Source organism: Desertibacillus haloalkaliphilus (assembly GCF_019039105.1).
GTDB lineage: Bacteria > Bacillota > Bacilli > Bacillales > KJ1-10-99 > Desertibacillus > Desertibacillus haloalkaliphilus.
Window position 1 is genome coordinate 101,736 of record NZ_JAHPIV010000009.1, and the last position, 15,604, is coordinate 117,339.

General features: G+C 40.4%; 16 protein-coding genes. 15 read left to right on the forward strand and 1 reads right to left on the reverse strand.

The window, feature by feature from the left end; translation table 11 throughout:
* The first annotated feature begins 91 nt into the window (after positions 1-91).
* The 3 genes from lhaT (at position 92) to KH400_RS11645 (ending at position 2,364) form a co-directional block, all read left to right on the forward strand.
* Positions 92-667, forward strand: a complete 576-nt coding sequence (gene lhaT, locus KH400_RS11635; protein ID WP_217224920.1) for a lipoprotein heptaprenylglyceryl N-acetyltransferase LhaT — start codon at positions 92-94, stop codon at positions 665-667.
* 106 nt (positions 668-773) lie between these two features.
* Positions 774-1,559, forward strand: coding sequence for a sporulation protein YpjB (gene ypjB, locus KH400_RS11640; RefSeq protein WP_217224787.1), 786 nt, complete (start codon positions 774-776; stop codon positions 1,557-1,559).
* Between the two features lie 121 nt (positions 1,560-1,680).
* Positions 1,681-2,364, forward strand: coding sequence for a zinc metallopeptidase (locus KH400_RS11645; RefSeq protein WP_217224788.1), 684 nt, complete (start codon positions 1,681-1,683; stop codon positions 2,362-2,364).
* 212 nt (positions 2,365-2,576) lie between these two features.
* On the opposite strand, the gene KH400_RS11650 is transcribed toward KH400_RS11645, so the two are convergent.
* Complete coding sequence (locus tag KH400_RS11650) at positions 2,577-3,449, reverse strand: YitT family protein (RefSeq protein WP_217224789.1); 873 nt, start codon at positions 3,447-3,449, stop codon at positions 2,577-2,579.
* A gap of 146 nt (positions 3,450-3,595) precedes the next feature.
* Between KH400_RS11650 and KH400_RS11655 the strand changes: the two genes are divergently transcribed.
* The 12 genes from KH400_RS11655 to dinG all read left to right on the forward strand — a co-directional run bounded on the left by KH400_RS11655 (position 3,596) and on the right by dinG (position 15,565).
* Complete coding sequence (locus KH400_RS11655) at positions 3,596-3,934, forward strand: nucleotide pyrophosphohydrolase (RefSeq protein WP_217224791.1); 339 nt, start codon at positions 3,596-3,598, stop codon at positions 3,932-3,934.
* A 2-nt stretch (positions 3,935-3,936) separates the two neighbouring features.
* Positions 3,937-4,743, forward strand: a complete 807-nt coding sequence (dapB, locus tag KH400_RS11660) for a 4-hydroxy-tetrahydrodipicolinate reductase (protein ID WP_217224793.1) — start codon at positions 3,937-3,939, stop codon at positions 4,741-4,743.
* 12 nt (positions 4,744-4,755) lie between these two features.
* A complete protein-coding gene (gene mgsA, locus KH400_RS11665) occupies positions 4,756-5,160 on the forward strand; it encodes a methylglyoxal synthase (protein WP_217224794.1) in 405 nt (134 codons plus the stop codon).
* Positions 5,153-5,890 (forward strand): bacillithiol biosynthesis deacetylase BshB1, encoded by a 738-nt coding sequence (bshB1, locus tag KH400_RS11670; RefSeq protein WP_217224795.1) that lies wholly within the window; start codon positions 5,153-5,155, stop codon positions 5,888-5,890. The genes mgsA and bshB1 overlap by 8 nt, the downstream gene beginning before the upstream one ends.
* A 1-nt stretch (position 5,891) precedes the next feature.
* Complete coding sequence (gene bshA / locus KH400_RS11675; protein ID WP_217224796.1) at positions 5,892-7,016, forward strand: N-acetyl-alpha-D-glucosaminyl L-malate synthase BshA; 1,125 nt, start codon at positions 5,892-5,894, stop codon at positions 7,014-7,016.
* 12 nt (positions 7,017-7,028) lie between these two features.
* Positions 7,029-8,186 carry a CCA tRNA nucleotidyltransferase gene (locus KH400_RS11680; RefSeq protein ID WP_217224797.1) on the forward strand — a complete coding sequence of 386 codons (1,158 nt, stop codon included), beginning with the start codon at positions 7,029-7,031 and terminating at the stop codon, positions 8,184-8,186.
* Entirely contained in the window at positions 8,183-9,163 is a 981-nt protein-coding gene (locus KH400_RS11685) for a biotin--[acetyl-CoA-carboxylase] ligase (protein WP_217224798.1), read from the forward strand. The genes KH400_RS11680 and KH400_RS11685 overlap by 4 nt, the downstream gene beginning before the upstream one ends.
* 313 nt (positions 9,164-9,476) lie before the next feature.
* Entirely contained in the window at positions 9,477-10,316 is an 840-nt protein-coding gene (gene panB, locus KH400_RS11690) for a 3-methyl-2-oxobutanoate hydroxymethyltransferase (RefSeq protein ID WP_217224799.1), read from the forward strand.
* Positions 10,313-11,158 carry a pantoate--beta-alanine ligase gene (gene panC / locus KH400_RS11695; RefSeq protein WP_217224801.1) on the forward strand — a complete coding sequence of 282 codons (846 nt, stop codon included), beginning with the start codon at positions 10,313-10,315 and terminating at the stop codon, positions 11,156-11,158. Before panB ends, panC begins: the two co-directional genes overlap by 4 nt.
* Positions 11,159-11,196: 38 nt before the next feature.
* Positions 11,197-11,580 carry an aspartate 1-decarboxylase gene (gene panD, locus KH400_RS11700; RefSeq protein WP_217224803.1) on the forward strand — a complete coding sequence of 128 codons (384 nt, stop codon included), beginning with the start codon at positions 11,197-11,199 and terminating at the stop codon, positions 11,578-11,580.
* A 77-nt stretch (positions 11,581-11,657) separates the two neighbouring features.
* The gene (locus KH400_RS11705) at positions 11,658-12,695 is read left to right on the forward strand and encodes a tetratricopeptide repeat protein (RefSeq protein WP_217224805.1); all 1,038 of its coding nucleotides are present in this window, start codon (positions 11,658-11,660) and stop codon (positions 12,693-12,695) included.
* A gap of 53 nt (positions 12,696-12,748) precedes the next feature.
* On the forward strand, positions 12,749-15,565 hold the full coding sequence (gene dinG, locus KH400_RS11710) for an ATP-dependent DNA helicase DinG (protein ID WP_217224807.1): 2,817 nt from the start codon (positions 12,749-12,751) through the stop codon (positions 15,563-15,565).
* Positions 15,566-15,604: the final 39 nt, after the last annotated feature.

Here is a 15,604-nt window from a genome sequence, read left to right on the forward strand (position 1 = left end):
AGTCAGCTTTTTTTTACACTTATTTGCAGAGAATAGAGTCTCTATTAGTACTCTCACTTTAAGGAGTTGTCATTGCGTGCGATTGATTAAGATGTTAGGACAACCGTGGGCGTTGTTCATCGTATTTTTAATTAATTTATTCGGAACTATTTATGGGTACTGGTGGTATAAGGATCAGTTAGCGATCACTCCTGCTCATTTTTATCTTTTTGTCCCAGATAGCCCCACCGCTAGCTTGTTTTTTCTATTTGTATTAGCAATGTTTTTCGTCAGGAAAAATTGGCCACTAATGGAAGCCTTTGCAGCGGTGACACTCATTAAATATGGCATTTGGGCTGTTGTGATGAATATGGCCGCTGGCGTTGCTGGAACTTCGCTTAATTGGCAACATTATATGCTCATCTTTTCACACTTAGGGATGGCTGTGCAAGCATTGTTATACGCTCCTTATTACCGAATTAAGGTTTGGCATTTAGTTGTTGTTGCGATCTGGACCCTCCATAATGATGTGATTGACTATGTATTTGGGATGCATCCATGGGTAGCGGGGAGCTTACATGAATTTGTTCCTCATATTGGTTACTTTACTTTTTGGTTAAGTATTTTATCACTGACAACGGTTTATCTGGTAGCGATACGAAGCAAAAGTGTGAAGATAGAACTTTGAATTCGCGTTTTCCCCTCCAAAATTTGATTGAAAACTTGTCCCTGAGTAGGTCTACTCTTGTCCACCACTTCATAGGATAAAGTAGTACAAATTGGGGGGGGAACGAATGCGTACGATTGTTTCGCTATTTTTAATACTTTTAGTACTTTTTCCAGGCGTGACTTTTGCCGAACATGAGCAGGATAATAATAAATGGCAGGAACTAAATCAGCTTGCCGATCGGGCGTTACACCTTGTTAAGGAAGAAAAATTTGATGAAGCAAAGCAATTACTTGATTCCTTTTCTGAACAGTTTTTATCCGTGCATTACAATCACAACGAATTATCAATGAATGACTTGAGAATCGTTACAACTACATATGAAAAGGCGATGGCAGCTGTAACTGAAGTGTCAGCAAGTCATGAAGATCGTGTGATGAACATGACCGAGTTTCGCTTAGCGATTGATGCATTATCTAATGAACACAACCCATTATGGGTGAAGTCAGAACGTAGTGTTATGGGCGCTTTTTCAGCAATGAAGACGGCAGCCAATGAAGGTGATTCGCAAACTTTCCAACACCGCTTAAATGATTTTCTGAAGCAATATCAAATGATTCGGGCAGCGTTAGTCATTGATTTAGAGCCGCACCATACACAACGGCTCGAGTCACATATCCAGTTTGTTGAGCGCCAGCGTCATGATTTTGTTAATGATAGCGAAAAAGTCAAGCACTTAGATGTCATGGAAGAGGATTTCAAAGCGTTATATCAACAGTTTCAGGAGGACTCATCTGATCCATCCTTATTATGGGTGATTATATCTGTCGGAGGAATGATTATTGTCTCGTTATCTTATGTTGGGTGGAAAAAATACAAGGCGGAAAAGAAAAAAGTAAAGGTTGAAGAGTAGTTTTCACGTATGAACAGACAAGCTGGAAGCTTGTTCGTAGAGGCATTTCAATTGACTTTTAGATCTTGATAAAATAAAATTAAAATAACATTACAAATCAAATAGTGGAGGGAATACAACCATGTCACTCGGAGCTTTTATTGTATATTTCGTCCTGCTATTGATCATTCCAATTTGGGCACAAAGTAGAGTGAAGAGTGCGTATCGGAAGTACTCGCAAGTTCCATCTTCATCAGGAATGACAGGAGCACAAGTTGCACGTAAAATATTAGATGATAACGGATTATTTAACGTAGCAGTCGAAGAAGTTCGTGGCCAGTTAACGGATCATTATGATCCACGCTCAAAGGTTGTTCGTCTATCTACGGATAACTACCATGGGCACTCTGTGGCCGGAGCAGCAGTGGCGGCGCATGAAGTCGGACATGCGATTCAAGATGCAGAGGATTATGCATTTTTACGGTTTCGTCATGCGCTAGTCCCGCTTGCTAATTTCGGCTCAAACTTCTCGTTCTTCTTGATTTTAGCCGGCATTATATTTTCAATGAGTGGTGCGCTACTTTTAGGGATTATCTTTATGTCCTTTGCAGTATTATTCCAATTAGTAACATTACCAGTTGAGTTTGATGCGTCAAATCGTGCCATGCAACAAGTCGTTTCAGTCGGTGTGATTCGGAATGATGAAGAGCGTGAAACGCGTAAAGTATTAAATGCGGCTGCTCTGACATATGTTGCGGCTGCGCTTGTAGCACTGCTAGAATTAGTCCGATTCATCTTAATGTATATTGGTATGAATGACGATTAATAGGAAATGACCCGAAACATATGTTTCGGGTCATTTTTTGTGGTTAAGGGGCGGAGTGCACTAGCGATGGAGAAGGGGTCGATGAGGAAGGCTTACTCGCACCGCCTTAGGATTAAGTTCGTGGGCTATTCACTGAAGTGGAGGTGCATATTCGATGGAGGTTAAGGGGCGGAGTGCGCTAGCAATGAGGAAAAATCATAGAAGGGTCTAATTTACAGTTGTAGTGGTTTTTTATTTTCATCAAGCGTAAATCCCTCGCCATTAACACCTTGGACGTCATTGATCGTGAAAAATGCATGCGGATCGATTCGCTCAACAATCGCTTTTAAGCGAGTGATTTCATTCCGACCAACAACACAATAGAGGACTTCTCTTTCTGCACCTGTAAAGCTACCTTTACCATTCATGATTGTTGCCCCGCGGTCCATGTCTTGTAAGATTGCACTTGAAATATCTGGAATTTTTTCGGAGATTATAAAGGCCGCTTTGGCTGAATAGGAGCCTTGTTGGATAAGATCGATGACTTTTGCAGCGATAAAGACTGCTACTAATGTATACATCGCCTCACGGTAGTTTAAGTAAACCAATGAAGATGCGATAACAAGTGCGTCGAAAATAAATAATGTTTTTCCCATGCTCCATCCTAAGTATTTTACGCCGAGTTTAGCGAGTATATCTGCTCCACCAGTTGTTCCCCCATAGCGAAAAACAATGCCTAACCCGCTGCCAATGCAAGCTCCAGCAAATAATGCGGCGAGGGTCAAATCATTTTGTAATGGAAGGTAAACAATTGGATAGTATTGGAAGATAGCTAAAAAGAATGAAACACCTACCGTTCCAATGACGGTATAAATAAAGGCGTTGCGACCTAAAATCCGCCACCCAATAAAAAAGAGTGGAATGTTTAAAACTAGGTTTGTGATTGCTGGATCAAAGCGAAAGAGAAAGTATAATACTAATGTAATCCCGGTAAAACCACCATCCGCTAAGTTATTTTCCATGTTAAAATAAACAAGACCAAAGGATAGGATCGCAGAACCTAACAAAATAAAAAAGGTGTTCTTAAGTTTGAGAGTAGAAAACATAGCTGTCGCTTCCTTTTTTTAGTATTTAACAAGTTGTGTTTAACCATTATAAGAGAAAAGGAATTTGAGAGCAATTTAATTTAAATATTTGTCAAATCGCTTGCATTTAGCTAACATGAACAAGAGAGGAAAAAAGAGGTGATCAAATGGCGAAAAGAAGCTTAGAAGAAGTACAGCAAGAAGTTGACGCATATATCGGTCAGTTCAAGGAAGGTTACTTTAGTCCGTTAGCGATGTTAGCGCGGATGACAGAAGAGTTAGGAGAACTTTCTAGAGAAGTCAATCATTATTATGGAGAAAAGCCGAAAAAAGAATCCGAAGAAGAGCGCACGATGGAACAGGAACTAGGTGATTTATTTTTCGTGCTTGTTTGCTTTGCAAATTCATTACATATTGATTTAGATGAAGCGTTTGAACTAGTGATGGAAAAATTTAAAACGCGAGATAAGGACCGTTGGACAAAAATTGATGGAGAGGATGAATAAACATGAATCAAAATAAAGTAAACATTGTCATTGCAGGGCCACGTGGGAATATGGGGAAGGAAGCCGTTTTTATGGTGGAAAATACTTCTGAATTTGAACTTATTGCGGTAGTCGATTCAAAAAATGGTGGTAAGACTGTAGGAGACCTAGACGGATTGCCAAATCATTCGGCCCCTATTTATGAGGACATGGCAGTTTGCTTTTCTGAACATGAGTGTGATGTGTTAATTGATTTAACGACTCCTGAGGTTGGACGTAAGCATATGGAAATTGCCTTTGATCACGGGGTGCGTCCGGTCGTTGGGACAACTGGGTTTACAGATGATGATATAGTACAATTACGGTCAACGGCTGAAGAGAAAGGACTCGGAGCCATTATCGCTCCAAACTTTGCGATTGGGGCGATTTTAATGATGAAATTTTCTCAGCTTGCAGCTAAGTATTTAAGTGATGTTGAAATTATTGAGCAACATCATGATCGTAAATTAGATGCACCATCTGGTACAGCGATAAAGACAGCTCAATTAATCTCTGAAGTTCGAGAAAGCAAGCGACAAGGTCACCCGGATGAAAAAGAGGAATTAGCAGGAGCTAGAGGTGCCGACTTCGATGGTATGCATATACATAGTGTTCGACTACCTGGATTAGTTGCTCACCAAGAGGTTATCTTTGGCGGTATTGGACAAACGTTAAAGATCCGTCATGATTCAATCAATCGCACTTCATTTATGCCAGGCGTTAAGTTAGCTGTTGAAACGGTTATGAAAATCGACACATTAGTATACGGCTTAGAGAATATTATTGAGTAGGGCGGTGCTGAGATGAATATAGCATTAATAGCTCATGATAAAAAGAAAGATGATATCGTCCAGTTTGCTATTGCCTATGAACCTGTGTTGAAAGAGCACGAGTTATATGGGACAGGAACGACAGGGAAGCGGATAATGGAAGCTACGGATTTATCAATTCACCGCTTTCTATCAGGACCTTTGGGTGGGGATCAACAAATTGGTGCCTTAATTGCCGAAAATGCAATGGACTTAATTCTTTTTTTTCGCGATCCCCTAACGGCACAGCCGCATGAACCTGATATCACAGCGCTAATCCGTTTATGTGATGTTCATGGCATTCCACTTGCTACAAATATGGCAACCGCAGAAATCTTGATAAAAGGACTTGCCCGTGGAGATTTTGAATGGAGAAAGGTTGTGCACAAGAATGACTAGAGATCAATTCACACATCAGCAGGAGGAAGCACTTGATATCCTTGCATTTGGCGCCCACCCTGATGATGTTGAAATTGGAATGGGAGGAACAATCGCCAAGTATGCTAGTCAAGGCTATCGAATTGCGATTTGTGACTTGACCTTTGCTGAACTGTCTTCCAATGGAACTGTTGAAGAACGACAAGCAGAGGCGGCCATTGCCGGTGAGCATTTAGGGATAAAAGAGCGAATCCAACTTGATTTTCCAGATCGTGGTTTGTATCATTCGAAAGAAAAGGTTGATTTGCTGGTGGACGTGATTCGCAGCTATCGACCAAAGCTCATTTTTACACCTTATGAAGTGGATCGACACCCTGATCATGGTCAATGTACCGCACTAATTAAAGAAGCGAGATTTAATGCAGGAATTCAAAAGTATCATGGTCGACAGAACCTGCCCAGACATCGTGTTAATGAGATGCACTATTACATGATCAACGGGTTTCATCGACCGGATTTTGTTGTTGATATCTCTGTTGAAATGGAAACGAAAATACAGGCATTACATGCGTATCAAAGTCAGTTTGTTAAAGCGAGTAATAGTGTTGATACCCCTTTAACAAATGGGTATATAGCATCTGTAGAAGCACGGGAGCGGTTGTTTGGAGCGGAGGTCGGTGTTTCATATGCTGAAGGCTTCAAAAGTGATCAGCCACCAATCATTCATCAATTATTAAAGGGGACGACTTGAAGTGAAAATAGGAATTACATGTTATCCAACGGTTGGGGGATCAGGTGTTATCGCCACTGAACTTGGGAAATTATTAGCAGAACGAGGGCATGAAGTCCATTTTATTACTTCTAGTCTTCCTTTTCGATTAAACAAGGTGTACCCTAATATTTACTTTCATGAAGTAGAAGTGAATCAATACTCGGTATTTCAATATCCGCCTTATGATTTAGCGTTGGCTAGTAAAATGGCAGAAATCGCAGAGCGACAGAACCTTGATTTGCTTCATGTTCATTATGCTGTTCCGCATGCGATTTGTGCGTATTTAGCGAAACAAATGGTTGGTGAGAACTTGAAAATTGTGACGACTTTGCATGGAACTGACATTACCATTTTAGGTTACGATCCTTCATTACGTGAAATGATCCGGTTTGGAATTGACAACTCAGACGCTGTGACAGCTGTCTCTGATGACCTAGCTAGCGAAACCAAAGAATTATTACATACGACTAAAGAGATAGATACGGTTTATAATTTCGTAGATGAACGCGTTTATTATCGACGTGATACTTCAGACTTACGTGAACAGTTCTCGATTGAGCCAGATGAAAAGGTATTGATTCATATTTCTAATTTTCGTTCGGTGAAACGTGTTCCGGATATTATAAAAAGCTTTGCAATTATTAATAAGCAAGTGAAATCTAAATTGCTACTCATTGGTGATGGACCTGAAGTAACGATTGCATGTCGGCTCGTTAAAGAATTAGAACTTGAGGATCGTGTCTTGTTTTTAGGGAACCAAAAACGAGTAGCTGAATTTCTATCAATTAGTGACTTATTGTTTTTGCTATCCGAAAAAGAAAGCTTTGGTCTTGTTGCTCTTGAAGCGATGGCCTGTGGGGTGCCTGTCATTGGTACCTCCATTGGTGGCATTCCCGAAGTTGTTGCCGATAGCGAAACAGGCTATGTTTGTGAAGTTGGGGATATTGATGCCATTGCAGCTAGGTCGATTGAGGTTTTACAAGATCCTACGTTGCAACAGCAGTTGTCAACTGCAGCTCTCGTTCGCGTAGAAGAGCTGTTTCATTCTAATAAGATTGTCGAGCAATATGAACGGATTTATCAAAGAACGATACAAAGTAACTAAAAAGGGATGATCATGATGTATGCCATTGCATTTGAAAAGAGTAAACCTATTCTTGATAAGTTGATAAGCAATGGCTTTGAGGCCTACATTGTCGGAGGAGCTGTCCGTGATTATTTACTAGGCGTTCCATTTCATGATATTGATATTGTAACTTCTGCTACAGTAGAAGAGATTCAATCCGTTTTTAAACATACTGCCCCCGTTGGTATAAGGCATGGGACGGTTATCGTTGTTGAAGATGGGCGATCGTTTGAAGTAACATCGTTTCGCGGTGCTGATCAAAAAACATTATTTGTTGACTTGCAACATCGAGATTTTACGATCAATGCGATTGCAATGAGTGTAACGCAAGAGGTAATTGATCCCTTTGATGGTATGAGCGATTTGAAGAAACGGATCATACGTGCAGTCGAATCAGCTCAAGAACGTTTCCGTGAAGACCCTTTACGACTGCTTAGAGCGATCCGTTTTGTTAGTGAACGCTCGTTTCGTATGGAAAGTTCAACGTTTGAAGCGATTAAAACACAGGCTCATTTGATTCAGACGGTAGCCTTGGAGCGAAGTACGGCTGAGTTTGAGAGAATCCTTCAAGGCAAACATGTTCACGAAGCCCTAAGGTTATTTGTTAAGACGGAGCTTTATCAGTCGTTGTTTTATACCGAAGATAAAAAAGATCAACTCATACAGGTGAGCAGGCTGAGCTTAGGTGACTTGCAAACCATTGCGGAATACTGGGCGGCCTTTCTTGTTTGTTTAGAAATGAAACAGCCAGTGAGGCTATTAAAACAATTGAAGCGGTCTAACCAATTGGTTTCTGAAGTACGCACAATAATAGATACGTATCATGCGTATCAGCGAACTGGTTGGACGAGCTTGCTCGTGTATGATATAGGTTTAAGGTTAGCTTGTCAAACCGAGCGAATGATCGCTGTCATGAGTAATAGAGAAGCCGATCTGAAGGCAATCGAAAAAGTCTTTCATCAATTAACAATAACAGATCGTAGTCAATTAAAAGTGGATGGAAATGACGTGATAACACTCGTTAATCGCCCACCTGGTCCGTGGGTAAAACAAGCACTTCGTGATATTGAAATAGCCATCGTTAACCAAGAACTGGTTAATGATCGAGAACAAATTTTATGTTGGATCGATAAAGGAGGGGTGACATGAGAACGAAACTATTACAAATGCTCATTGAAAATGAAGGTCAATTTGTATCAGGTGAAAAGCTTAGTAAGCATTTAGGGTGCTCAAGGACAGCCGTTTGGAAGCATATTGAAGAACTTCGCAAGGCTGGGTATGAATTAGAAGCTGCACCGCGCCGGGGGTATCGGATTACCAAAAAGCCCAATGCTATTACAGCTGATGAAATCAGCGTTCATTTAAACACCGAAACTATTGGTCAAGAGATTCAGTACTACGAGACCGTGACGTCAACACAAGAAATTGCTCATCGGCTTGCGCAGGATGGAGCACGTGAAGGGACAGTCGTTGTTGCTGACGAGCAAACAGGTGGCAAGGGACGTTTAGGGAGAGTATGGCATTCACCGATAGGGACAAGTATTTCGATGAGTCTCATCTTACGACCAAGTATTCCGCCCCAACAGGCACCGCAATTGACTTTACTAGCTGCCGTTAGTGTTGTTCGTGGTATACAAGCAGCGACAGGGATAGAGTGTGAAATTAAATGGCCGAATGATATTTTATTAGATGGGAAAAAGGTGGTTGGCATCTTAACAGAGTTGCAATCTGAACCAGACCGAGTTCATTCCGTTATTATTGGAATAGGGATTAATGTTAACCATCGCAAGGAGCAGTTTCCGTCTGAGATCCGTGAGATTGCGACATCACTAGGAATTGAAAAAGGGGAAGAAATAGCTCGTGCCGATGTGATTCGCAGCGTTTTTGAGGAATTTGAAACTCTTTACCAACGTTATTTAAACGAAGGATTCAAACCAATTAAACAGCTATGGGAAAGCCATGCCATTAGTTTAGGAAAACAAATTAAAGCAAGTACCGTTCAAAATGTTTTATATGGGGTTGCAACAGGAATTACTGATGACGGGGTGCTTTTGTTAGAAGATGAAGAAGGAACGGTTCATAAAATTTATTCAGCTGATATTGAATTAAATGTCACAAAAGCGTAAAAGTTTGCTATACTTTTAGACAGGGCAGTATCAAATACAGAACTGCACCATTGAAAGTTACTTCAATGTTAAAATCAGTCAAAGTCTGCCTTGATCCACAGTAAGGACTAGGACAGAGGGATGAAATGAACCGTTGCGTATGTTAAATCATTGCTTTTTCATCAATGTCTGAAGAAAAGGCAATTTTGTAGCAAAAATCCTTCTTTCCTATCACGGAAATGAGGATTTTTTTGTACTATTTTTCCAACATGATATGCGTTCGATTCGCTGATCGGTTTACTCATCTTCCTCTGATCAAAAAGGAGGAGATTAGATGAAAACGTCAACAACGTTTAAACAGATGAAGGAAAAAAAAGAACCTATTGCAATGATTACTGCATATGATGCACCAACCGCTAAGATTGTTGAACAAGCAGGGGTAGATATGATCCTGGTCGGTGATTCCCTTGGAATGGTTGTGCTAGGGTATGATTCTACAGTACCTGTTACGATCGAAGATATGATTCTCCATACGAAAGCTGTTCGTCGTGGGGCAAAGGATACATTTGTTGTCACTGATATGCCATTTTTGACGTATCATAGCTCGGTTTCTGAAACGATGTCACATGCCCAATCGTTAATGCAAGAGGGTGGTGCCCATGCGATCAAGTTGGAAGGAAATGGTGAAGTTATCAAGATGATTGACCACTTAACAGCAGCAGGGGTACCAGTAGTGAGTCACCTTGGACTGACACCACAGTCTGTCGGTGTATTAGGAGGATATCGGGTTCAAGGAAAAGATGCCGACAGTGCGAAACAATTGATTGAAGACGCTAAGAGCGCTGAGCGTGCAGGTGCATTTGCACTCGTTCTAGAATGTGTACCTAAGCAACTTGCAGCTTATATTAGCGAAGTGCTTTCAATTCCTGTAATTGGGATTGGTGCTGGAGTGAAAACAGATGGGCAAGTGCTTGTTTATCATGATATTATTGGCTATGGAAGTACATTTACTCCTAAGTTCGTCAAACAGTATACAGAAATCACCCCAGTCATTCACAATGCTGTCAATCAATACGTGTCAGAAGTGAAGAGTTTGGCATTTCCGGAAGATAAACATTCATTCACAATGAAAGAAGAACATCTTCAGCATGTATACGGAGGTGTCAAACCATGAGGATTGTTGAATCTGTTGGGGAGATGAAAACTTTACTTAAGAGTGCTAACCAATCGGAGCAAACGATTGGGTTTGTCGCAACGATGGGTTTTCTTCATGATGGTCATATAAGTCTTGTTGAACAAGCTAAAAGTGAAAATGACCTCGTTGTGATGAGTATATTTGTGAATCCGTTACAATTTGGACCGAATGAGGATTTTGACCGTTATCCACGTAACTTTGAGCGGGATTCAAAGCTTGCAAAAGAGGCTGGTGTTGATGTTTTATTTTATCCAGCAACGTCAGAAATGTATCCAAGCGAACAAACGGTGACCGTTTCTGTTCAGAGTGGGACAAATGTTTTATGTGGGCAAAGTCGTCCTGGTCATTTTGATGGTGTTGCCACCGTTGTATTAAAGCTATTTAATATTATTGAACCGGATCGTGTCTATTTTGGGATGAAGGATGCCCAGCAGGTGGCAGTGATTGAACAGATGGTCTTAAATTTCAACCTCCCGATTGAAGTAAGGCGTTGTGAGACTGTTCGTGAAGAAGATGGACTAGCCAAAAGTTCGCGAAATGTCAATTTAGCGCCCGAGGAACGTAAACAAGCGGTTGCCATTTATGAAAGCCTAACAGAGGCTGTTGCAATGATTACAGATGGTGAATGTGATCCAGACCGTATCAAATCGTTCATCCAAGATCAGCTTCTTACAAAAACGGATGGTGTGATTGATTATATTGAAGTGTTATCATACCCAGAGTTAAAAGAGATATCCGAGATTGAGGGTGAAATTATAATAGCCATTGCTTTGAAATTTGCTAAAGCACGTTTAATTGATAATGTCACCTTAACGGTATAATACAGCAAAGGTAAATCGACTTATAGGAGGAATACGAGATGTTTCGAACGATGATGAAAGCTAAAATTCACCGTGCACGTGTAACAGAAGCTGATTTGAATTATGTAGGAAGTATAACTATTGATGAGGATATTTTGGATGCTGTTGACATTACGGCCAATGAAAAAGTTCAAGTCGTTAATAATAACAATGGTGCAAGGCTAGAAACATATGTGATTCCTGGACCTCGAGGTAGTGGTGTGTTCTGCCTGAACGGGGCAGCAGCCCGATTAGTGCAAAAAGATGACGTGATTATTGTCATCTCATATGCTCTTGTTTCAGAGGAAAAGCTATCCGAATTTCATCCGAAAGTTGCCATTATGGATGAGAACAATAATGTCGTTCAAATGTTAGATTCAGAACCAGCTTCTACCGTGCTATAGCGGTGCATAAATCCCTTTGTTTAGATGTACACTTAAGTTTAAGAGCGAGTGTGCAGCTTAAACAAGGGGGTTTTTTTATGGAGAATTGGTGGCAGGAGTGGGAGGAACAATATCAAAAAGTCAAACAACAGTGGCTGTTTCAGCCGGAAGATGAAACGACTAAACAGTTACATCAATTAGAGGAGATTAAGGAGCTAACATTACAAGCGTGGATGACCATGGAGGATCAATATACTGATTTACAAGAAGAGTTAGAGGACCAATCACGATCAGGTTACACTTACGAATCAAAAGGAACCTCATACTTTAAATTAGATATGTTTGATAAAGCGATTAAGGAATTTGAACAAGAAAAACAGCAACAAGGACATTCACAAGCGATTGTCTTATTATATCTCGGGTTCGCTTATTTATATGAACAAAATCATAAGCGTGCAACAGAACTTTTTTTGTATCTGACTCATGAAAAAAGAACGAAGCTAGAAACTCATTTTGCTTATGTTGGCTTAGGGTGTGTTTATGGCCAACAACAAGAGCTTGATAAAGCGACCCATTTCTTTGAAAAGGCATTATCTCTTACATCCAATCCTGATGTCGTGTATAATTTAGGAATGTGTCACCTGATGTTAAATCAACCGAAGCTTGCACTACCTTATTTTCAACAAGTAGTTGAGTTATTGGTTGATGACCCAGAATCATACTACTTTCTTGGTCGTTGTTATCTTCTTATTGGCCAAGATGAGATGGCTTTTCAATCGTGGATAACGGCGTTACAACTTGTAGAATCAAGAAGCTTGTTACAATCGCTAGCTCAGGACTTTGAATGGCATGGGTTTTATGAGGCAGCTGTGCATTGTTATCGACGGTTATTATCTCTCGGACATTCTGACATCATGGTATGGCATGGGTTAGCTTGGAATTATGGGTTACTTGATTACCGTCAAGAATCTAATCAGTTATTTTATCAATTACTCTCAAATGATCCAAATAATGAGAATGTATGGATTTCATATTTATGGTTATTAAAATCATGGGGACATGATCAGCAATTTCAGTTTATACGTAAACAAAGTGAACGGTACGAAGTATCACACCCGCTGATCACTCATTTGTAATAGTATGGTCTACGTGATCTACGTATCACGTACATGTAAGGTAGGTGGGGAAAATGTCGCAACGTTTTGTTGTCGTTGATATCGAAACGACGGGGAATTCCGTAAAACAAGGAGATCGGATTATTCAAATAGGGGCTGTCGCTATTGAAGGAGGCAAAATTGTAGAGCGGTTCTCTCAATTTGTTGATCCAGAAATATCGATCCCAGTTTTTATTCAGCAATTAACAGGAATTGACAATGACATGGTAACAGGTGCTCCAACGTTTGTGGAAGTTGCGCCACAGATGTTGGAGCTTTTAAATGACGCTTATTTTGTTGCACATAATGTTCAATTTGATCTATCGTTTTTACAAAATCAATTGGATTTGTGTGGATATTCGCATTTTCAAGGCCCAACCATTGACACGGTAGAATTATCCAGGCTCTTAATGCCGACAGAGGATGGGTATAAATTAAATCAGCTGGCATCAAGTCTCGGTCTAGAACATGAACGTCCACACCAGGCCGATAGCGATGCAGAAGTTACAGGGGAGCTACTGCTTTATTTACTTACTAAGTTAGAACGTTTGCCCCTTATTACGCTCCAGCATTTAAAGACACTTGCGGCTAAACTAACGAGTGATTTAGAAGAGATCCTCTCACAAATGATTTCACGCAAGTTGACGTCTGTTACGGGTGAGGATGAACATATAGATATTTATCGTCAATTAGCATTAAAACATCGTGCTCTTATCGAACGTAGTGAAGAGCCAATGGAAACCAATTTTAATGACCTTCATGAAAGCATGACTAATCCAGAAGGACCTTTCGCTCAATCAATGGAAGGTTATGAAATTCGTGATGGTCAACTTGAAATGATGAGTCAAGTCGACCAGGCGTTTCATGACCACCAGCACCTTCTTGTTGAAGCTGGTACAGGAACGGGAAAATCACTTGGTTATTTAGTCCCTGCGGTTTTCTATGCTAAACAGCAACAGAAAGCGGTAGTGATTAGTACGCACACGATTCCATTACAGGAGCAACTAATTCAACGTGATATCCCATTGTTAAAAAAGGTGATTCCTTTTGAATTTGAAGCGAGTGTATTGAAGGGAAGAAGCCATTATATTTGTTTGCGCAAGTTTGAACAAAAATTAGCCGAAAGCTATGATGATAATTATGATACAGTTTTATCAAAAGGCCAAATTTTAGTTTGGTTGACTGAAACCGAACATGGTGATGTCGAGGAATTAAATTTACCGTCGGGAGGGCGTGCCTTTTGGCATGAAATAAAAAGTGATGGAAGCTCATGTACAGGAAAGAACTGCCCGTGGTTTTCCCGTTGCTATTATCAGCGAGCTCGAAGAAATGCTTATCAATCCGATGTCATCGTTACAAACCATGCACTTCTATTTTCAGATTTAGTAAGCGATACACCGCTGTTGCCTAGTTATCGACAAGTGATTATTGATGAAGCTCATCACCTTGAAGATGTGGCAAGTGATCATTTTGGTGTACACAGTGATTACTTGACCTTTAATCATTATTGGAACCGTTTAGGAACCTTGCAGGAAGGGGACTTATTATATAAGTTATACACAACTGCAACAAATATAAATGGTTCACTTGAAAGCAAATTTGAACAAATTGAAAGCTCCATCAATGAACTGAAATTTGAAGTGGACGAGTTATTCCGAATGATTCATACGTTTGTTGTCGAAAGAAGGAAAGCGTCGACGACTGAAATTGGACGAATCAGTTATCGGTACCAAGCTCATCGTGAGGAAGGCTCGATTTGGCGAGCGATACTAGAGAGTACGTTGAGAATATCGGCGAAATTAAAAGAGCTAGGAAGAGCAATGAGAAAGATTGTGGTTGTCTTGGAAGAGAATGAGGAGCAATTAAGTTATGCTGAAAATAGTCTAGTGGCTGAATTTAATGGTCTGACGAAATCATTTGAACAAACAAGGGTTGATATTGAGGAGCTTCTCTTGGAGTACGATCCAAATTCCGTGTATTGGATTGAGGTTGAAGCAAAGGGAGCAAAGAATGCAACGTATCTTTATAGTAAACCAATTGATGTCGCTGACCGCTTAGCAGATGATTTTTTTGCGAAGAAACAAACAGTCGTCATGACCTCTGCAACATTGACTGTTAACCAATCGTTTGACTATATGATTGATCGGTTGGGGTTAGAAGATTTTGGACCAAACCAGTCCGTGATTGAATCACCTTTTCATTATGAAACCCAAGCAAAATTAATGATACCAACGGATATTCCGAGTATTAAGGATGTTACTGAAGAAGAATATATCTCAACGGTCGTTGAACATATTGCTGCGATCGCTGAAATAACATCAGGGCGGATGTTACTGTTATTTACGTCGTACGATATGTTACGTAAAGCGCACCAACAACTGAAAGAGAAAATCGGCAGTGATGATTATGCGATTATAGGTCAAGGGATTCATAGCGGTAGTCGGGCAAAGTTGATGAAAACCTTTAAACAGTTTGATAAAGCGATTTTATTAGGTACGAGCAGCTTTTGGGAAGGGATTGATATCCCAGGTGAAGATTTAAGTTGTTTGGTTATCGTTCGTTTACCTTTTTCGCCTCCAGATCAACCGGTATTGCAAGCCAAATCGGACAGGTTAAAAGAAGAAGGAAAAAATCCTTTTATGGATCTTGCTCTGCCACAAGCAATTATTCGTTTTAAACAAGGTTTTGGCCGCTTAATTCGTACTGAAACAGACCGTGGCGTGGTGATTGTTTTTGATAAACGGATCACATCGACAAGGTATGGGAAGTCTTTTATTCGATCACTACCTCCTGTTCCTGTCAGTAAACAGCCGATCCAGGAGCTATTAACTGAATTAAACAGTTGGCTTTAATCCTAAACTCGGCCGTCATGCAATTTTAGCGAATCTCCA